The organism is Streptomyces sp. NPDC002958, from assembly GCF_055563255.1.
This window is the reverse complement of record NZ_JBVHDS010000007.1, coordinates 261,563-279,585: the sequence shown is the minus strand read 5'-3', so window position 1 is coordinate 279,585 and position 18,023 is coordinate 261,563. Positions and strand designations below refer to the sequence as shown.

Sequence of the window (18,023 nt, the reverse complement as noted above, 5' to 3'; positions counted from 1 at the left end):
GCTTGGGCGGCCGCCACTCCGCTGTTGACCGCTCGGCTGGGCACGGATGGGGCACGAGCACCGGGGCGCTGTGCACGTCCACCACGGCGCACACCAAAGGTGGGCCGAGGGCGCATCGCTGACCGATGTCGCCCGTGACCTCCAGTTGAGACCCGCTGATCTCAGCGACCTTGTCTTCGGCCTGGTGGTCACCGCCCGTTGGACGTCCGGCGCGTGGGGGTGGGGTGCCCGGCCGGCACCCCACCCCCACGCGGGTCAGGCGTGGGTGCCGGCCTTGCGACGGCGTACGAGGAACACCGCGCCCCCGCCGATCGCCACGGCCGCGCCGCTCGCGAGGGCAAGCTGCGGCATCGCGGAGGACGAGCCCGTGGCCGCGAGGCTGCCGCTCACCGGACGGGACGCGCTGCTCTGTGTCTTGACGTCCGAGGTGTTCGGCTTGGTGGTGCTGGGCTTGGCGTCGTCGACCTTGTCGGGCTTGCTGCCCGCGGCGGCGATCAGGAACTCGTAGCCTTCGAGGTCCGGGTTTCCGCCGCAGGTGCCGTTGTCATTGAAGTAGTCACCGGCGACGAAGGTGACGCCGTTGCCTGCGGGGGCCGAGGCGTCGATCTTGAGGCGCATCTTGATGTCGGCGTGGGCACCGGCCTTCAGCGGGCTGATGGCGTCCATGTAGTGCTTGTTGTCGACGGTCTTCCACTTCGAGGACGAGGCGGAGGACCACTGCAGGTGCACCAGGTCATCGATGCTCTTGAGCCCGCTCCGGTCGGTCGCGTGGACGTAGGCGAACGGAAGTACCTCGTCCATCGTCTTGTCGGTGCCGTTGGTCACCCGGAGTTTGAAGTCGACCTTCGTGCCGGCGACGACGGTGGACGGCAGGCCCGTGACGACCGTGGTGAGCCTGGCCTCCGGGACGCAGTCCTCACCGTCCTCGCCACCCTCCTCCTTCGCCTTGGCCAGCGCCTCGTCGGCGGCGGTCTTGTCAGCGAGGGCCGCCTTGGTGGCCTTCTGCGCCTGATCCAGCGTCCGGACCGCGGCGACCCGCTCGTCGTCCCGCGCGTCCAGGGCCTCCACGAGCGCGGCATCGGCGGCGGCCTTGGTCTCCTTGGCGGTCTCGGCGTCGGCCTTCGCTTCGGTGAGCTTGGCCGCGGCGGCGGCCTTCTCCTCCTCGGTGGCCGTCTCCGGGAGTGCGTCGACCACGGCCTGGGCGTCGATGACCGCCTGGTCGGCGTCCACCTTCGCGGCGGCGGCCTCCGCCGCCGCGGCCTCGGCGGCCTTGGCGGCCACGGCCAGAGGATTGGTGTCGGACAGGGTGGCTTCCAGAGCAGCCTTGGCGGCACTCTCCGCCTCTACGGCGGCGTCGTACGTCGCCTTCGCGGCGGCGGCGGCCTTTTCCAGCTCCGCGATGGACGGCTTGTTCTGCTTCTTGTCCTGCGTCTGGGCTGCCGGCTTGTCGTCGGCGAACGCGGGGGTGACCGACAGCAGGAGAGCAGGCATGGTCACTGCGGCGGCAACAGCTGTGGCAAGAATCGGGCGAATCTTCACAAGAGCCCTTCGGTGTCCGAAAAAGAAGAAGGAGTCGCGGCGGGAGGGGGCACGCAGATGCGACTTGGGGGGATCGTATGGCCGGGCCAACGGTCAGTCACTACGAGTTCTTCACCTGTTCCGGCCAATACCACAGCACCGTGACCGACAGAAAAGGCAAAAGGGTGCAGTTGTGTTCGCCGCCTGCACTTTCGCTGTGATCAATGTCATAGGCCCCTGGGTGCGGTGTTCCGCGCGCCCTGGCGCCGCCCGCCCGGTGGCCATCGCTGAACGATTCGGTGTACCGGTGACCGTGCTGCGCTTCCCCCAGGACGAGGAGCGGAAGAGGGGCAACGTCTCTGCTGCGGACGTCAGGGCTTACGCCGCCATCACGAGACGGGATGCGAACAGCGCTCGGCTGCGCGTGGAAGGCGCTGAACATCGGCAGCGTCAACGCCCGCGCTGGCCGGACGAACCTCGTCGCGTACAGCACTGCGAAGGCCGGGCTGCTGGGCCTGACCCGCTCCCTCGCCCACGAACTGGGCCCGTACGGGGTCTGCGTGAACACGGTCATGCCCGGCGCCATCCAGGTCGAGGCCGAGAACGCGATCCCCGCCCAGCACCGTGCGCGCCCGGAGGACCAGATCAAACGCCAGTGCGTCCCTCGCCGTGCCCGGCCTGAGGATGTCGCGGCCCTGGTGACGTTTCTCGTGGGCCCCTCCGCGTCGTTCATCACTGGGCAATCCGTCCACGTCAACGGCGGCTGGCTGCTGCACTGAGACCGCCAACAAGCAAGGAGACAGACCGACATGATCGAACGAGTCCGCGCCGTCCTTGTCACCGCTGACGACACGATGCTGGTCATTCGTCGCACCAAGCCCGACATCCCCGAGTACTGGGTACTGCCCGGCGGCGGCGTCGAGGCCAGCGACGAGTCCCGGGAGGCCGCCCTCCACCGGGAGATCAACGAGGAGATCGCGGGGAAGGCCGACATCATCTGCCTCCTCCACACGATGGAGTCCGACGACGAGCGTCAGGAGAGCCGGATGCGGCTTCTTCTGTGCGGCTCGGCGATGTCCGTCATGGACGGATTGCTGGCGAGTACCGCACCCTTGCGGGGGCGGGAGCCACCTGGAGCGGCTGGCTCGGGCGAGAGAAGTCCTTACCGCGCGAGGCATGGACACCAGCCGATGTCAGCTCGCCTGTTTCAGCGCAGCCGGCTTCAGCGACTCGTTGCGAAGCGAGGTGTCGCGTGGAGCACGAGTCGAAGACGGTGTGTTGCTCATCGGTCTCGACGAACTCTACGGTGGGGCATTCCGGGCACCGCTCCATTGACCGGGCGTCCGGCACGGATCGGGCACGCGGTACCTGATCCGGAGCCGGACAACAACAAAGCCCCGGGCCTCTGGCCTGGGGCTTTCGTGTGGGTGACGAGAATCGAACTCGCGCTCCGAGCTTGGGAATCACCGGTGCTTGCGGAGGTCGAACTTGCTCTGACCTGGTGAAACGTCGCTCTGGAGGTGCTTTTGGCGTGGTCTCTCGGCGCCCCTGTTTACCGCTGTTGACCGCTCGGCTGGGCACGGATGGGGCACGAGCACCGGGGCGCTGTGCGCGTCCACCACGGCGCGCACCAAAGATGGAGGCGCCGAGGCGCATCTTCGCGAAGGACGGCGGTGAGTCAGAGGGAAATGATCCGGACGTGACTACCGCAGAGCTTTGTCATGTCGTCGCTGTCGGACGTCAGCAGCGCGACCGGCCCTGGCCGGCGAAGTGCCACTTCGGCCACGGTGGCGTCGATGGCGTACTTGTGGCCGTGCAGTCCGGCTCCTTTGAGGAGCTCTGCAGCGGCCTTTGCCGCCTGCTCCGTGACCGGTTCCACCTTGATCCGCGACAGCGTCCAGTTGAGGCGCGGAATGTTGGTGCGAGAGTCGCTGGCCTCCACGATGGTGTTCGCCCCGATGACAAGGTCGGCACCCATCTCGTGGAACACCTGCAGCATCGCGAGGAATTTGCGGTCCTGCGCGATCCAGGCCGAAAGCCCTTCCGAGTCAAGGACAACGGTCTCGATGCGCTCACTCATGCGGCGTCCGCGTCCTTGGAGGTGCTGGCGGCACCGAAGATCTTCGACCGGGCCTCCGCTAGTTCCTCGTCGCTGAAGTTTCCGTGTTCTTCTTCATGGCGTCGTAGGTCGTCGCCCAGCAGCTGGTGCCGAATCTGGCGGGCCACCGCTTCCGCCACATAGCCGGAAACGTTGTCCGTGAGCTTGCGGAGCTCCGCCACCTGGTCGCTGGGCAGGGTGACGGTGATACGAGTCGTGGAGGACATGCGGCAAGCATACTGGAGTATGCGCGAAAGTGGTGGGCCGGCCCGCGAGACTTCACAGGTCCCGCGAGACTTCACAGGTACTGGGGAAGGTCTTCACCGCGCATTCTTGTCGTGGACGGGGGCCATCTGGTGGGGATCGTTACCGCGAGAAGGACATTTCACGGCTGGTCCAGCGGCGCACACTGGAAGGCCAAGGGCCCAACTGAGCCCTGGCGCGACCCCGTAGCGGGAGCCCGCTCCGATTGTCAGGGCCGTCCATGCCGGAAGTGCACGAACCAGTTCTGGGCTGCGGTCCGGCAGGGCGACACCATCGCCTTTCTCGACCGCGTCCTCGGACCGGAACCTCGCGCGCGAGGTGCATCACCAGCGCCGGGCGGCGACATGCGGGCGTGTGGGCCTCATGGCGGCCGTCGTCGCAACGGCCCCAGCGCATTCACTCCGCCGGGGCCGCCCTTCCGGATCGTCACACGTGAGAGTGCTCGATCCAAGTTCAATTGTACGACTGCGGGCCGGACGGACCGGGAGGGGAGAGCGGGCCATCGGGCAGGCACCGTCCCCCTCGTTCGTGTGCGCGCAGGGGGCCCGTGCAGGCCGTACGTGCCGGGCTGAGCGGTGGACGGCTCGACCCTTGGACAGTCCGGCTCAGTCGCGTTCTTCTTCGGCCTCCATGCGGCGGATTCCCTGGTGGGTCAGGGAGACCATCGCGGGTGTGTTGCCCGGTTCCCAGTCGACAGTGATCAGGCCCTCGCCGGCGAGGTACGTGCAGGCGGCGGCCAGGTCTTCCTCCGGGATGCGCAGGTCGTTCCGCAGCTTCCGCCCAGGGACTCCGAGGAGACGGTTGCCTTCGGTGGCTTCGTAAAGGGCGGTCAGGACCCGCTCGCGGTAGATCTGCCGCTCGCGGAGGGTCGCCATGATCGAGTCCTTTCGTGCATGTGAAGGTCCGGTGCTTCTCAGACTTCGTTGCCGTGGGTGCCGGTGTGCGCGGACGGTCTGCTGGTGGTGAGCCAGGAGAGGGCGGGTCCTGCGGCGGATTCGGTGTCCACGGTGAGGTGGAGCCGGGTGCCGCCCCCGGGGGCGGGGTAGCTGCGCTGTTCCGTTCCGGCGAAGCAGCGGCGGATTACTTCGGCGACCGCGCGGGCGGATTCGGGAGTGGCGGCGACGATCCGGATCTCGGCGTGTCCTGCCTGCGGCAGGGGCTCGTTGTCGACGGGGTACAAGACGGTGTTCCCTTCGGGGCGGCGAAACGAGAGGCCGACGGGTGGGTTGTCCCGGGTGCCGGGCGCCCCACCCGCGGCCTTCGTTCGGAGAAGTGGTCTGAGGTCAGGGCCAGATGCCCGTGAGCCTGTGGCTGGAGGCCTGCCCTGTCGAGCTGTGGTGGCCGGGTGGCCGACTGAGGGCCGGGAAGGGATCGCTGAAGTGGTAGACCGCGATGCGTGCGTCGTGCTGGGCGTTGAGCCGGTGGATCAGGCGCATGCCGAGCGCGATCAGGAGGGCGCCTGCCGCGAGCGTGATCAAGGTCTCCATGTCGTCATCTCCGCGTGTTCCCCGGCAGGGGGGATCATCCGCGCGCCGACGACCGGATGCCGGAGGGGCGGCAGGGTGGACCCGCCATCGGTCTCCCAGGCGTCCTGGCTGCTTCGGGCGTCGCGCATACGGCGGCCGATCGCGGCTTCTTCGGACATCAGCACACCGGCGGTGAGGACGCTGCCGGGGACGGCGGCAGCGGTCATCAGCCGGGCGGCTGCGGCGGGCTCGGTCTCGGGCGGGATCACCAGCAGGTCACAGCGGCCTGCGGTGTAGGAGAGCAGGATCATCTTGTCGGGATCCTGTTCGGTGAACCAGCCCACATGCACGGTGTGCCCGGTGACGGGAACCTTGTGCGGGACGACGGGCCAGCGGGTGGGATTCACCATGGCGCGCGTGATGCGTCCCCAACGCCCTTCCAGCGCTTCGACCAGGGACGGAAGCTCGGTGATCAGGTCGCGCGAGTAGGGCCACCAGGCACCGTCCAACTGGCCGGCGAGGGTGGTCTTCGGAGTGAAGGAAATGCGCGTCGGGAGTGGGGGAACAAGCGCCCGTGCCACTCTGCGTTCGACGGTCGTGGTCATGATGCGGACCCGTCTCCGGGCCGCCCTGCAGGACGGCCCAGTGTCTTGATCGCCGGAAACGACGTCCGCGTGGGAGCGGGTGTTCGAGTTACTCCCGGTACTTTGAGCCTACTCCTCGCCGCGGCCGGGCGAGCCGTTCTGGCCAGGTGATTTCCGACCGGGAACACCGCTCGGCTGATGCTCGTGGGCAGGCACGCGGAGTCTCGTGGGCAGGCTCGCGGAGTACCGTGAGACCTGGGCGGTATCTCGCCGGCCATGAGGTGTCGGCGGCCCCGCGCAGGCAGGCGGACCACCATGGCCGAATCTGACACCCCCACCCCCCGGAAACTCCTTCCGGACGAGATCCATCGGGCGGTGAAACCCGGCACGGCACTGCTCCGGCTGCAGACGACGCACTTCCGCGAAGGCATCCTCGACGGTGCCTGGTGGCCCCGCTCCCGGGACGTCACGGCCGAGCTGCCCGCCCTGATCGAGGTGCTCACCGCGCACCTCGGCCCCATCACGAGGGTCGGCCTGGACACCGCCGCCTGGGAGGGTGTCCCGACTCGTGTGGTCGTCGACGACCGGGTCGTGCACCTGGACTCCTTTCCCGTCGGCGACGACACCGCCCTCATCACACGCGGCGACAATGACCACTTCGCCCTCTTGGTGGTGCCGCCGGACACGACACCCGACGCGGCACGAGACGCCATGGCCCGTGCGGTCGACACCGACAACGTCACCCAGGCTGCCGACATCCTTGTCGCCACGCTTCCCGAACCGGCGACCGAGCGCGAGGAGTCGGGATGATCGGAATGGTGGATCCGTGAGTGGGGGACCGACGACGTGGTGGACACCCGGGGCCGCAGGATCGGCGAGCTGGAGGCGATCTACGTCGACACCAGTACTGACGAGTCGGCCATGGCCGCGATCCGGGTCGGCTTGCCCACCCGCCCCGTCTGGTGTTCGTTCCTCTGGACGGTGCGACGGTGGGCCCGGGTTATGTGAAGGTCGCCCATGACAAGGCACCGGTGAAGCAGCGCCCTTCGATCGGCACCGACGACGTACTTCCGGTTGGGGACGAGGAGGCGGTCTTCCGGCACGGACCGGGAGCAATCCCGGCACCGCGCTCCAGGCGTGCTCAGCGAACTGCAGGTGCACGCCGAGGGCGTTCATGCGAGTTGGGGCATGCGAACGACGGAAGCCCGCGTGTTGCTTGGGCGGGGGCTCGCTTGGGTAGCCGATCGCGCTGCAGTACCGGACAGGTTGGGGGACTAATCCGAGGAAAGCGCCTCGATCTTCGTGAATACCAGCTCGCGAAACACGTTGCGAACTTCGGCCAGGGGCTGTCTGTCGCGTGTGTAGTAGAGCTTGTTGGTGAGGAGCACGGCCCACCGGTTGGCGACCGGGGAGATCCACATGCCGGTGCCGGTGAACCCGTAGTGGACCCAGGCGTCGTCGGCGTCGCTCGTACCCGGCGCCGGGTGCCAGAACAGGCCGCGGGCGGGTTCGAGGTCGCCGGTCTGGATGGTGAGCGACTGGGCGGTCCAGCCAGGTCCGAAGCCGACGGTGGAGTTGGCTGCCGCGGGGTCCAGCATGTGGCGCAGGAAGGCCGCCAGGTCTTCGAGGACGGTGAAGGCGCCGGCGATGCCGCAGACCCCTCCCAGCAGGCGGGCGGAGAAGTCGTGGGCGACGCCTTTGAGGTGGGTGTCGGTGTCCTGGTCCAGCTCGGTGGGGGCACACCGGGCGGCGAGTTCGGCGGTTAGTGGGCCGAAGCGAGTGGTGTTCATGCCGAGGGGTTGCCAGGTTCGCGCGGTGGCGAGTTGGTCCAGGGGCATGCCCGAGAGGTGTTCGGCGAGGAAGCCGAGGATCAGGGCTGCGCGGTCGGTGTACTCGACGGCTTCGCCCGGGGGTCGGTGGAGTGGTTCGCGCAGTACGCCCCTGCGGATGTCGTCGTGGTCCGTGCCGTACTGGTTCTTCAGCTGGGCTCGGAGGGGGACGCCGGCGGTGTGGGTCAGCAACTGGCGTGCTGTGACCTGTCCGAGGTCGTGGTCGGTGACCTCGGGCCAGTAGGTGCCGAGGCGGGCGTCGAGGTCGAGGTGGCCGTCCTCCCAGAGCGTGCCGATTGAGGACCAGACGGCGAGGATCTTGGTCAGGCTGGCGGCGTCGAACACGGTGTCCAGCTGCATTCGGTGTTCCGGTTCGTCCGGGTCGAGGACGCCCGTAGTGCCGCTGGCGCGGATGCCGGTGGAGTCCCCCACGGCCCAGACCGCACCGGGGTAGATCTTGTCCCGGACTCCTTCGTCCAGCAGAGCTTGAATGCGGTCGATCATGGTCTCCCTTTTCGCCGTGGGGTCTCCATTGCCCAGAGTATTGACGCCGCCGCAGCAGCCGATGGTTCGATGTGGCGGCCTAACTGAGCACTTGATGTCCGAGCGTGTGGAGAGCTGCTTGGGTGGTGGGCTGTGGTCCCTGGGAGCCGTACGTGACCGCTGTTCTCCGCTCTGAAGGGCACGGATGGGGCACGGCGACCGTCTTTGAGGTAGATGCTGTTACAGCGGTCGCTGCCACCTGTGCGCACGACCCTCGTCGCCTGGTACCGAATCCAGGGCTACAGCCCCCTCAATGCCTCGTGGAAGTCCGCGTATGCGATCCAGCAGTCGATGGTTCCGTCGTCGTTGAGGCTGCCCATGTACCAGTCCTCGTCATCGATCGGCTTCAGCAAGCAGAGGCTGTGAAACCCGATCACGATCTCCGGCTGAATTTTCCTCACCGTCGGCTGGCCCGCCTCGCCACACTGCCGCACGATCTACGTCGAGCAGCACTGCTCTTTGGTCTCCGGAGGCATCGCGGACCTCTGCAAGGGTCCAGCCTGCGGGAAGCCGCTCACTCATCATGGCGTGATCATGGCATCTAGCCGGAGGTTGGGCCGGACAACAAGAAAGGCCCGGGTGATTGACCAGGTCCTTCGTCATGGAGCGGGTGACGAGAATCGAACTCGCGCTCTGGGCTTGGGAATCAACGGTGCTTGGTCCCGTGTGTAGCCTCTGACCTGTGGGAACGCGCGCCGATGACCTCGTCCTGACTGCTTCGGCAGCGCCTTTGGTGACCGCTGTTTACCGCGCCTACTGGCATGCTGTGGCACGGCTTCCCGTGCGGCGTCGGGGGAGACGTCGGTCGGGAGGGGAATTGCGTTACCCGGCTCGGTGGTGGGGCTCGGCAGGATGCCCAGTCGTGCGGGCGTCAGCTTGGCGTGCCGCCCGTCACGTATCCGTTCTGAGGGCCTCGTCAGGCTGGCGCGCAGCAGAGCTGGGAAGCGGGGCAAGTCGCTCCTGCACGGGGCTAGGCGGGCGGCGGGCCAGGTCCTTCTCCAGATGGGCGACCTTCTTGCGCAGCCGTTCCAGCTCGGCCTGCTCGGCTGCCTTCTTCGGTCGAACCGGAGAGGTCCGCTGGTCGGTCAGCGCATCCAGGGCGCTGGCGTCACGGGCATGGCGCCACTCGATCACGTGCGAGTGGTACAGCCGCTCACGCCGCAGGATCGCGCCCTTCTCCCCGGCCGGGGAGGCGTCGTAGTCGGCGACGATCCGCAGCTTGTGCTCCGCGGAGAACGAGTTGCCGTGCTCGCCTTCGTAGGCGATCCGCGCTGGACATGGTCCGCTGGCATCGTGTGGGACCGCGAGGAACTCTACTTCTCGTATTTCGTCACGAATTCCACACGCGGCGGCTAAGGTTCCGTTACACCACATGTGTGACGCGCCACACAGTGTCATGTTGGGCTGCCGGGGCGCTTTCCGAAGCGGCTCTGCATCTGGGGGGCCACGTGCACAAGATGGTTAAAGGCGCCAATGTCACCTTGGCGGCACTGAGCGAAGACGTCAGCTCCGTAATGGTGAGCCTGGGCTGGAGTAGTGCCACTGGGGAGGGTGACGCGGATGTATCCGTGCTCTTGCTGGACGGCAACGGCAAGGTGCGTAGTGACGCCGATTTCTACTTCTACAACAACCCAGTCGCCTGCGACGGGAGCGTGCAGCTCCTTGGTAAGACGCCTACCGCTGATGGCGACGAGGACCGAATCAGCTTCGATCTGGACGCGGTCCGGCCGGAGATTGAGCAGGTCGTCGTTGCGGCGAGCCGGTACGGCGGCGCCCGGTTCGGGGACCTGAACGACCTTAGCCTGACGCTCGCCGATGGTTCCGGCGAGAGCCTGGTTCAGTTCTCCATTGAGGACGCCGGTGCGGTAAGTGCTTTCATCTTCGGTGAGCTCTATCGGCGTTCCGGGGAATGGAAGTTCCGAGCCGTCGGCCAGGGTTACGAGTCCGGCCTGGCGGGCCTGGCAACGGACTTCGGAGTCGATATCGATGACGCCGAAGAAGAAGCGGCGGGGGAGCCCGAGCCGGAGCAGAAGACTGCCGAACCGCAGATGCCGTCCGCTCTCCCCGCGTCGCACTCGGTGCCGGCACCTAGGCCGTCCGAGGATGTAGCGGAGGCGTCGGCGGCCGGGACGAAACCGGCCCCACGACCGCGTACGGCCAAGAAGAAGATCACACTTCCCAAAGCCACGAAGAAATCCCTCGCCGAGAACGACGCCTGGAGGTCGGCCAGGCTCTTCCCCGTTTCGACTCTCAAGAGCGATCGGGAGCGCGAAATGCGAGCCACATCGGTCTTGCTGTCCGTGATGGCTCAGGTGCCGGAGTTCGGCCGCCGTCTCACTGCCGCGTTCGGAGCACCGGCCGGGCGTATGGAGACGTTCACGGAGGTCTCACTTCCGCACGGTGACTCCCCCAGACGCCCGGACGGTGTTATCCGTGTCGAGCGAGCCGGCAAGCTGTGGACTGCGCTGGTCGAGACGAAGACGAACGGCAACTCACTCAAGCCGGATCAGGTACAGGCATACATGGACATCGCCGCCCGGCGTGGCTATGAGGCCGTGATTACCTTGTCCAACGATGTGGCTCTGGAGGGTAGCCCGCTGGTCGACATCAAGGTCGACGGGCGGCGCAAGCACAAAGTCGCCCTTTGGCACCTGTCCTGGGCCGAAGTGGCGCATCAGGCACAGATGCTGATCCGTCACGAGGGTGTGGGTAACGCTGCCCACGCGTGGCTGTTGCAGGAACTGCTGCACTACCTCCAGCACGACAACTCGGGCTGTCACGGATTCCAGAACATGGGCTCGGCATGGGTGCCGGTGCGCAACGGAATTGACGACGAGACCCTGTGCCAGGGCGACCCGCGCGCCATGGAAGTCATCGAGAGCTGGGAACGACTGGTCCGACAGGTCTGCCTGCGACTGGGCGGTGAACTCGGCCAGAAAGTACTGCCTGTCCAGCGAGCCAAACGCGGAACTGAGCCGCGTACGCGCCGTGCTGCATTGGCCGACGAGCTCTGTTCAGAAGGGCGGCTGCACGCCGAACTGCGCATCGAGGGCACACCCGGAGTCCTCGGCATCACAGCGGATCTGCGTACGGGGAAGCTGCGCACTTCGGTCGAGGTGGGGGCACCCGAGCAGGGGTATCCCCTCACCTGGGCAAAGAGACTGATCCGTCAGCTGGCAACAGCTCCAGCAGATCTGCACATCGAAACACTTATCGAAGGAGAGGGAGCGGGTCCGCGGGGCACACTGGAACGGCTACGCCCCGAGCCGGCCGACATCCTCCCGAAAGACAGTGCGCAAATCACCGGCTTTCGTCTATCCCTCTTCAAGAGCATGGGCAGTGGTCGCGGTAACGCCGAGTCCGGTTTCATTCGTAGCGTCGACGAGGCCGTCGACCGTTTCCACGCCCAAGTCGTTGCCCATCTGGATGGTCGAGGGTCGCGTCGTACCCAAGCCGGCGAGAGCACGGCTACCCGCTGAACACCGGCTCCACGACTCCACTCGCCGCCAGCGACCGGAGCCCGGTTTGAACGCGAGTCGGCATAGCTCGCAGAAGTTCGTTCCTCCACCGAGGTTTGGTGCGTGCGAGATGGCGGGCCGGCCGCATCGAGGATGCGCATCGCAACCACCAGCTTTCACAGACAACGTAGTTGATCAGTTCCCAAGCGGGTCTTCCAGTCCTGGAGCCGTTCGGTGGAGTCGTCCGCCTATGCCTGTGTCTGCTGTCGCTGTTCGGCGATCGGGTTGTCATCGAGCGCGTAAGCGGCGAATTCAGTGTCGTCGATCCCGGCTCCGCCCAGGCAGCCTTGGAGGTCGGTGAGGTCGAAGGAGTCGCGGGCGTGGAGCCACACCGAGTTCTTCGAGTTCGGTGTGGCTCCACCGGTCCGCAGCGTCTCGTTATTGTCGAGCAGGGCATGGGCGAGCCCGGGGTCGGCGAGAAGCGCCCGTCAGTGACTGGGCCTGGCTGCGGAAATTTCTGTCGCAAGCGTGGCAGGTGAGGGTTGGTAAAAGCTCCTGCTGACCGCTGTTTACCGTTCTTACTGGCACGTTGTGGCACGGCCTTCTCGATGTGGGGGCGGCCTTGCCGCAGGGGCCCTCGACCGTCTCTCCTGAGGCGCCGGTTCGGAGTCAGATCAGCGAGCGACCGGTCGGTCCGAGCCGGAGTACCTGAGGTGCTGCTGTCTGTTCCCGCTCGACACCCGGCAGGATCTCGCCCCGTGCGAGGGGGTGGGGCTTGCATGTCGGCGAGGTGGTTTCCGAGGAGAATGCGCGCACGCCTGCGCTCAGTGCAGGTGACCAGTATTGGTGCGCCCGGTCCAGCCTTGCCGATGGGGTCAAGGGCTGTGATCGCCATACGGAAGAGCTCGGTGGGGATGTCGAGGTCGTTGCACCAGCCGAACTCCGCCAGGCCATGGCCGCCACGGTAGGGGTACTCGCCCGAGCCTACGAGAACAAGGAGCCAGGTGGTGCGCTGGTCCGCGATGCCTGGAGAAGTCTGGGCAACGACGAGGCCCCAGGTCGCTGACCTGGGGCCTCGTGGAAGAGCGGGTGACGAGAATCGAACTCGCGCTCTGAGCTTGGGAATCACCCGGCCCTTGACCTTACATATGGGCTCTGGCCTGCTGAAATGCGTCCCGATGGTCAGGCCCTGACTGCTACGTCGGTTCCTTTGGTGATCGCTGTTTACCGCTCCTACTGGCACGTTGTGGCACGGCCTCTTGCGCAGTGACAGGGGAGGTGTTGGCAGGGGGTGTGCGTTGCCCAGCGCGCTGGCGTGGTTCGCCGGGATGCCCGGTGGCGTGGGCGTCAGCTTTGCCTGTGCTGCTCACGTATCCGTTCGGAGGGCCGCCACGGGCCGTTGGCCTGCAGATCGGTGAGCAGGGCAAGTCGCTCGGGCGGGACGCGGCAGATCCCGTCTGCCCTGGGGTTGCCCGCGCCGGACCCCAAGGTTACAGTTATTTCAGATGGTACGTAGGCGGGGTCAGTGATTGGAGGCGGCCATGGCTCGTTCCAGCGTTCTTGCCCGTGCCGAGAAGGTGGAGCCGAATCCCTCGCACCAGGGTGCGCTCGCGGCGACTGCTCGGATGGCGCCGGAGGTGGTCGAGGTGTTGGTGCGTACCCGGGATGGCAGCGAGCTCGTGCTGCCTGGGGAGCTGGTCCGCCTGCTTCTGACCTCGGCCGGTGAGCTTGCCCGTGGGCATGCGGTGACGGTCCTGGCGTCCGAGACGCAGCTGTCGCCCGCTGAGACTGCTGAGCTTCTGGGTCTGTCTCGGCCGTTCGTCGCACGCTTGCTTGATGCCGGCGACATCCCTTCGACGAACCTGCCGGGCAGTAGCCACCGGGTGGTCCGCCTTGCGGACGTGCTGGTGTTCCAGCGGCAGCGTGAACGACGCCGAGAAGGCCGGCGCCAGATCGCAGATGTCTTGGAGGGTGCCGATCCGGCCTCTTGATCCGGGCATCACGGGTGGCCGTCGAAGCGAAGAAAGAGGGGAAGCGTGGCAGCGCGGGTCTTTGTGGACACCAACGTCCTGTTTCCGTTCTCGGTCATGGACGTGATGCTGGCCCTCACCGAGGATGCTATCCACGAGATCGTGTGGTCCGAACGGCTGCTCGCGGAGTGGGAGCGGGTCATCGTCCGGGAGGGAAAGCGTTCGGCGAAGTCGGCTGCCGCAGTCGCCCAAGCCGTCCGGCGTTTCTTCCCCGACTGCGAGATCGAGACCGCGGTATACGGGCACCTCGTGGATGAAATGCCGGGTGATGACCCCGATGACCGGCATCACTCGGCGGCAGCGGTGGCGGCCGGTGCCGACGCCCTGATCACGTGGAACGTTGCCGACTTCCCTTCCGGTGATTTGGCCGAGCGCGGAGTGCGAGTGATCGACCCGGATTCGTACCTGTGCGGGCGTACAAGGAGTTGCCGCACGAGGTCGCGGAGACGGTAGTCAGACTTGTCGGAGAGAAGCGCAACCCGCCAGTCACCCTCGCTGATGCCGTCGCCCGTCTCGCGAAGGCCGGCCTACCCGTCTTCGCTGACCTGCTGACAGGACACCTCGGGCACCGAATGAGGTGACGCGAGGGCTGGTGGTGCGAAGGTGGTGCCGAACCCCTGATGCGGACCAGACGGAAAAGAAGCCCCTGGCCGTTGGCCTGGGGCTTTCTGCTGGAGCGGGTGACGAGAATCGAACTCGCGCTCTGAGCTTGGGAAGCTCATGTTCTACCATTAAACTACACCCGCGAAGCGCAACCATTTGATCGGCTACGCATCGTTCGACACTCTACCCCATGCCAGGTCCCCGGCGTTTGAGCCGTGGGGTCTTTTTTGTTGTGCGGGAGAGTGGATGCGGGTGCCGTGGGCGGGAGTTGGGGGCGTAGCGTGGGTGGTCGGAGTGCCGCCTGGAGTGGCGTCCTGTTCATCCCCTAATGTGGCTTTCTCGCTCGTTCAAGGCTTGTTGGGGAAGGGACTTGATGGACTCCATGGAGCGCACCGTCGTCCGCTGTGCCGAAGGGCACGTTTTCGCTACCGCTTCGTTCCCGATGCAGCAGCTCGGGTCCGGGAGGATCGGTCCCGGGCGGCTTATTCGCTGTCCTCGTTGTGCGCGGCTGCGGCATGCCGTGCCTGTGGTGTTCGAGGAGCGGTAGGAGCGGCAGGAGCGGTGACAGGCGCGCGGGGCGGTCCCGGATTGGGGCGGGCCCGCGCGTTCTGCGTATCCTCGGGGCGTGCTTCTCTCAGATAAGGACATCCGGGCCGAGATCGACGCCGGACGTGTACGCATTGATCCATTCGACACGTCGATGGTGCAGCCCTCGAGCATCGATGTGCGGCTCGACCGCTACTTCCGGGTGTTCGAGAACCACCGCTATCCACATATCGATCCAGCCGTCGAGCAGGCCGATCTGACGCGCATGGTCGAGCCGGACGGGGACGAGGCGTTCATCCTGCACCCCGGTGAGTTCGTGCTTGCTTCGACGTACGAGGTCATCTCGCTGCCCGACGATCTCGCGTCGCGGCTGGAGGGCAAGAGTTCGCTGGGGCGGCTCGGTCTTGTGACGCATTCGACCGCCGGGTTCATCGACCCCGGTTTTTCCGGGCACGTGACCCTGGAGCTGTCGAATCTCGCGACGTTGCCGATAAAGCTGTGGCCGGGGATGAAGATCGGGCAGCTGTGCATGTTCCGGCTGAGCTCGCCTTCGGAGTTTCCGTACGGCTCCGAGCGGTACGGGTCGCGGTATCAGGGCCAGCGCGGGCCTACCGCGTCGCGTTCGTTCATGAATTTTCATCGAACCCAGGTGTGATGCCGGATGAGCGGTGATGTGCGGGAGAACCTGACGTACGAGGGGTTCGGTCATGCCGTTCGTGAGCTGGCGCAGACCGTGGCCGACGACGGGTTCGAGCCCGATGTCGTACTGAGCATCGCGCGGGGCGGGGTATTCGTCGCCGGCGGGCTCGCTTATGCCCTGGACTGCAAGAACATTCATTTGGTGAATGTGGAGTTCTATACCGGGGTGGGTACCACCTTGGAAATGCCGGTCATGCTGGCGCCCGTTCCGAATGTCATCGACTTCTCGGACAAGAAGGTGCTGATCGCCGACGACGTCGCCGATACCGGGAAGACGCTGAAGCTGGTGCGGGATTTCTGTATCGATCATGTCGCCGAGGTGCGCAGCGCGGTCATCTACGAGAAGCCGCATTCGCTCGTGAAGTGCGAGTACGTGTGGAAGAAGACCGATCGCTGGATCAACTTTCCGTGGAGCGTGGACAAGCCGGTCGTACGGCGCGGCGGTCAGGTTCTCGACGCCTGAGGGCGACGGTCGTCGGTGACAGGGGGGTCGGGGCGGGTATCCCCGTCCTGGGTGCGCTCCCGTGCGGAGAGAGGGATCTCCCTCATCCCCACCGGTTCGGCTTCGACGTTCCCCGCCCGTTCGGGGTACGCGTGGCGTCGCACGGGGAACACTCTTCTTCCAGGTAGATGGACACGCCATGTTGTATGGCGGAACTGGGGGAGAGATGGAAGGCGGGAACGGCACTCCATCACCCGACGGGGCGGGGGACTCCTCAACGTCCCGTCGGCGCGGCTGGGCCGGGCGGCATGGGCCCGAGACGCTGATCGGCGCGCTGGTCGTGACCGTCGTCGGCGCGATCGCGTCCGTGGTCCTCACCTCGGCGTTCGAGGGCGACGGCGGAGGCTCGGAGGGCTCCGGCTCCACCTCTGGCGCTGTCCGGCCGTCGGGCCCTGCGACGCGCAACGCCGCTCCCGCGCCCTCCTGCGCGGGAGCGGCGTGCGTGGGCTTGGATCCCGAGAAGACCGGGTGCGGTGTCGGCGCGCGGACGCTGCGGGAGGTCTGGGCGGGCACGATGCACCTGGAGATCCGGTACAGCGCGCGGTGCGAAACAGTGTGGGGCAAACTGACCGGTGCCCAGCCGGGTGACACGGTGGCGATCAATACCACGCCCTCCCGGCGGCAGGCTGCGGCTGTGCGCACGGGGCAGACCAAATACACGCCGATGCTTGCCGTCGAGAAGGACTTCTCCGCCCAGGCGACGGCGGTCGCGGTGCGCGGGAAGCCGGATGAGGAGATCCCGAAGGGATACACCCTCCGTGTCGGGGCGGACCGGACGTCTCTTCCCTCGGCCCTACCGGCGACATCGGCTGCGGCGGACGTCCGCTGAGCGGCCGGTGTTCGTACGTACAGGACGGCCTCGGTACCTTCGTCCGGTGCCGAGGCCGTCCTGTATGTGCTTGCGCAGGGTCGTCAGATCGTGCCCAGCTTGGTGATCGACAGCAGCGCGATCAGCTGGATCGCGGATGCGCCCAGCGCCTTCGGCCACGGTAGGTCGTGCGACTTGCTCACCATGGAGGTGAAGAGTGCGGCCGAGGCCAGCCAGGTGATCCAGCCGAGGACCTGGACCAGAGAGTTCTCGCCGCCGAGGAAGAGCGCGAATATCAGGCGGGGAGCGTCCGTCATCGACATGATCAGCATGGAGAGGCCCACGGTCGGCTGCCAGGAGCCGTCGCCGCCGAGCTGGCGGGCGAGCGTGTGGGTGACCGCGCCCAGGACCAGGCCGCCGATGACGAAGCCGATGCCCGTGATGACGACGTAGGGGAGCGCTGCGGAGATCGTCGCGTGGATCGCGTCGTCCCGGGCCTGGTCGAAGCCGAAGAGGGCGAGCAGGCCGTACACGAAGGTGACGATGAGCGCCGGGCCCCAGACCGGGTAGTCGCGCATCTGCCAGAACGTCGGTCCCGGGCGCAGCACGATGCCGGTGAGCAGGTCCTTCCATGGCAGCCGCGGGCCCGCAGGCTGGGCGGGGGCCTGGCCGGCGCGGTAGGTGTTGCCGTCGCCGTACGGGTCCTCGCCGATGCTGAATGCCTGGGTGTGGCCGGGAGAGTTGGCGTACGGGTCGCCCTGCTGGGGGGAGCCGTGCGGGTGGTGGGGCTGCTGGTACGAGTCGCCGAAGTACTCCGGCTCGCCGTGGCCACCGCCGTTGTAGCCGCCACCGTTGCCGTAGCCGCTGCTGTGCCCGGCGCCGTTGTGCCTGCCGTTGTTGTACGGGGGCGGGGCGCCGTTGCCTCCTGTCGGCGGCCATGGCTGCTGCGCGTACGGCGGTGGTGCCTGTGTGCCGTACGGCTGCTGCCGCGGTTGCTGTTGCGCTTGCTGCGGGGTGCGGTTGTCCCGGCCGCGTCCGATCCTGAATCCAGCCACGTCATCGAACGTACCTGGTC

22 protein-coding genes, 1 tRNA gene and 1 pseudogene are annotated in these 18,023 nt (G+C 66.8%); 12 read left to right on the top strand and 12 right to left on the bottom strand.

Annotation, left to right across the window (positions count from 1 at the left end):
- Positions 1–255: 255 nt before the first annotated feature.
- A complete protein-coding gene (locus ACZ3IC_RS15895; RefSeq protein WP_467416550.1) occupies positions 256–1,539 on the bottom strand; it encodes an LAETG motif-containing sortase-dependent surface protein in 1,284 nt (427 codons plus the stop codon).
- 380 nt (positions 1,540–1,919) lie between these two features.
- Here ACZ3IC_RS15895 and ACZ3IC_RS15890 point away from each other — a divergent pair, with 380 nt between their 5' ends.
- Together ACZ3IC_RS15890 and ACZ3IC_RS15885 are read left to right on the top strand one after the other, a co-directional pair.
- Positions 1,920–2,297, top strand: coding sequence for an SDR family oxidoreductase (locus ACZ3IC_RS15890; RefSeq protein WP_467416548.1), 378 nt, complete (start codon positions 1,920–1,922; stop codon positions 2,295–2,297).
- Between the two features lie 30 nt (positions 2,298–2,327).
- Positions 2,328–3,023, top strand: a complete 696-nt coding sequence (locus ACZ3IC_RS15885; RefSeq protein ID WP_467416547.1) for an NUDIX domain-containing protein — start codon at positions 2,328–2,330, stop codon at positions 3,021–3,023.
- Positions 3,024–3,196: 173 nt separating this feature from the next.
- Here the strand turns inward: ACZ3IC_RS15885 and ACZ3IC_RS15880 are convergent, their stop codons facing one another.
- From ACZ3IC_RS15880 to ACZ3IC_RS15855, 6 genes are all read right to left on the bottom strand, one after another.
- Positions 3,197–3,598, bottom strand: coding sequence for a DNA-binding protein (locus ACZ3IC_RS15880; RefSeq protein ID WP_467416544.1), 402 nt, complete (start codon positions 3,596–3,598; stop codon positions 3,197–3,199).
- The gene (locus tag ACZ3IC_RS15875; protein WP_356004234.1) at positions 3,595–3,843 is read right to left on the bottom strand and encodes a type II toxin-antitoxin system CcdA family antitoxin; all 249 of its coding nucleotides are present in this window, start codon (positions 3,841–3,843) and stop codon (positions 3,595–3,597) included. Before ACZ3IC_RS15875 ends, ACZ3IC_RS15880 begins: the two co-directional genes overlap by 4 nt.
- A 642-nt stretch (positions 3,844–4,485) precedes the next feature.
- Positions 4,486–4,755, bottom strand: coding sequence for a hypothetical protein (locus ACZ3IC_RS15870; protein WP_467416541.1), 270 nt, complete (start codon positions 4,753–4,755; stop codon positions 4,486–4,488).
- Positions 4,756–4,793: 38 nt separating this feature from the next.
- Positions 4,794–5,060: a hypothetical protein gene (locus ACZ3IC_RS15865; RefSeq protein ID WP_467416538.1), complete on the bottom strand. Its 267-nt coding sequence runs from the start codon at positions 5,058–5,060 to the stop codon at positions 4,794–4,796.
- Between the two features lie 103 nt (positions 5,061–5,163).
- Positions 5,164–5,367 carry a hypothetical protein gene (locus ACZ3IC_RS15860; RefSeq protein WP_467416536.1) on the bottom strand — a complete coding sequence of 68 codons (204 nt, stop codon included), beginning with the start codon at positions 5,365–5,367 and terminating at the stop codon, positions 5,164–5,166.
- Positions 5,355–5,951, bottom strand: coding sequence for a DUF5994 family protein (locus ACZ3IC_RS15855; protein WP_467416534.1), 597 nt, complete (start codon positions 5,949–5,951; stop codon positions 5,355–5,357). The genes ACZ3IC_RS15860 and ACZ3IC_RS15855 overlap by 13 nt, the downstream gene beginning before the upstream one ends.
- A gap of 294 nt (positions 5,952–6,245) precedes the next feature.
- Between ACZ3IC_RS15855 and ACZ3IC_RS15850 the strand changes: the two genes are divergently transcribed.
- Positions 6,246–6,740, top strand: a complete 495-nt coding sequence (locus ACZ3IC_RS15850) for a DUF5994 family protein (protein ID WP_467416531.1) — start codon at positions 6,246–6,248, stop codon at positions 6,738–6,740.
- A 12-nt stretch (positions 6,741–6,752) separates the two neighbouring features.
- Positions 6,753–7,033: pseudogene (locus ACZ3IC_RS15845) on the top strand (PRC-barrel domain-containing protein); the annotation flags it as partial.
- Between the two features lie 171 nt (positions 7,034–7,204).
- Here ACZ3IC_RS15845 and ACZ3IC_RS15840 read toward each other — a convergent pair.
- Both ACZ3IC_RS15840 and ACZ3IC_RS15835 read right to left on the bottom strand, forming a co-directional pair.
- Positions 7,205–8,263 (bottom strand): serine hydrolase domain-containing protein, encoded by a 1,059-nt coding sequence (locus ACZ3IC_RS15840; RefSeq protein ID WP_467416529.1) that lies wholly within the window; start codon positions 8,261–8,263, stop codon positions 7,205–7,207.
- 930 nt (positions 8,264–9,193) lie between these two features.
- Positions 9,194–9,676 carry a hypothetical protein gene (locus ACZ3IC_RS15835; RefSeq protein ID WP_467416528.1) on the bottom strand — a complete coding sequence of 161 codons (483 nt, stop codon included), beginning with the start codon at positions 9,674–9,676 and terminating at the stop codon, positions 9,194–9,196.
- 83 nt (positions 9,677–9,759) lie between these two features.
- Between ACZ3IC_RS15835 and ACZ3IC_RS15830 the strand changes: the two genes are divergently transcribed.
- Entirely contained in the window at positions 9,760–11,781 is a 2,022-nt protein-coding gene (locus ACZ3IC_RS15830) for a TerD family protein (protein WP_467416717.1), read from the top strand.
- Between the two features lie 227 nt (positions 11,782–12,008).
- Here ACZ3IC_RS15830 and ACZ3IC_RS15825 read toward each other — a convergent pair whose 3' ends face one another.
- Complete coding sequence (locus ACZ3IC_RS15825; RefSeq protein ID WP_467416526.1) at positions 12,009–12,152, bottom strand: hypothetical protein; 144 nt, start codon at positions 12,150–12,152, stop codon at positions 12,009–12,011.
- Between the two features lie 383 nt (positions 12,153–12,535).
- Between ACZ3IC_RS15825 and ACZ3IC_RS15820 the strand changes: the two genes are divergently transcribed.
- The 4 genes from ACZ3IC_RS15820 (at position 12,536) to ACZ3IC_RS15805 (ending at position 14,371) form a co-directional block, all read left to right on the top strand.
- On the top strand, positions 12,536–12,826 hold the full coding sequence (locus ACZ3IC_RS15820; protein WP_467416525.1) for a hypothetical protein: 291 nt from the start codon (positions 12,536–12,538) through the stop codon (positions 12,824–12,826).
- A 475-nt stretch (positions 12,827–13,301) separates the two neighbouring features.
- Positions 13,302–13,751, top strand: a complete 450-nt coding sequence (locus ACZ3IC_RS15815; protein ID WP_467416523.1) for a helix-turn-helix domain-containing protein — start codon at positions 13,302–13,304, stop codon at positions 13,749–13,751.
- A 45-nt stretch (positions 13,752–13,796) separates the two neighbouring features.
- On the top strand, positions 13,797–14,243 hold the full coding sequence (locus ACZ3IC_RS15810; protein WP_467416521.1) for a PIN domain-containing protein: 447 nt from the start codon (positions 13,797–13,799) through the stop codon (positions 14,241–14,243).
- Positions 14,198–14,371 (top strand): VapC50 family PIN domain-containing toxin, encoded by a 174-nt coding sequence (locus ACZ3IC_RS15805; protein WP_467416519.1) that lies wholly within the window; start codon positions 14,198–14,200, stop codon positions 14,369–14,371. The genes ACZ3IC_RS15810 and ACZ3IC_RS15805 overlap by 46 nt, the downstream gene beginning before the upstream one ends.
- Positions 14,372–14,462: 91 nt before the next feature.
- Here the strand turns inward: ACZ3IC_RS15805 and ACZ3IC_RS15800 are convergent.
- Positions 14,463–14,536: transfer RNA gene (locus ACZ3IC_RS15800), tRNA-Gly, on the bottom strand.
- Positions 14,537–15,018: 482 nt separating this feature from the next.
- Here ACZ3IC_RS15800 and dcd point away from each other — a divergent pair.
- The 3 genes from dcd (at position 15,019) to ACZ3IC_RS15785 (ending at position 16,969) form a co-directional block, all read left to right on the top strand.
- Positions 15,019–15,594, top strand: coding sequence for a dCTP deaminase (gene dcd / locus ACZ3IC_RS15795; protein WP_467416518.1), 576 nt, complete (start codon positions 15,019–15,021; stop codon positions 15,592–15,594).
- Between the two features lie 6 nt (positions 15,595–15,600).
- Complete coding sequence (locus tag ACZ3IC_RS15790; protein ID WP_467416516.1) at positions 15,601–16,101, top strand: phosphoribosyltransferase; 501 nt, start codon at positions 15,601–15,603, stop codon at positions 16,099–16,101.
- A 205-nt stretch (positions 16,102–16,306) separates the two neighbouring features.
- On the top strand, positions 16,307–16,969 hold the full coding sequence (locus ACZ3IC_RS15785; RefSeq protein WP_467416514.1) for a DUF2690 domain-containing protein: 663 nt from the start codon (positions 16,307–16,309) through the stop codon (positions 16,967–16,969).
- Between the two features lie 83 nt (positions 16,970–17,052).
- Here ACZ3IC_RS15785 and ACZ3IC_RS15780 read toward each other — a convergent pair whose 3' ends face one another.
- A complete protein-coding gene (locus tag ACZ3IC_RS15780) occupies positions 17,053–18,003 on the bottom strand; it encodes a Yip1 family protein (RefSeq protein WP_467416512.1) in 951 nt (316 codons plus the stop codon).
- Between the last annotated feature and the right edge of the window lie 20 nt (positions 18,004–18,023).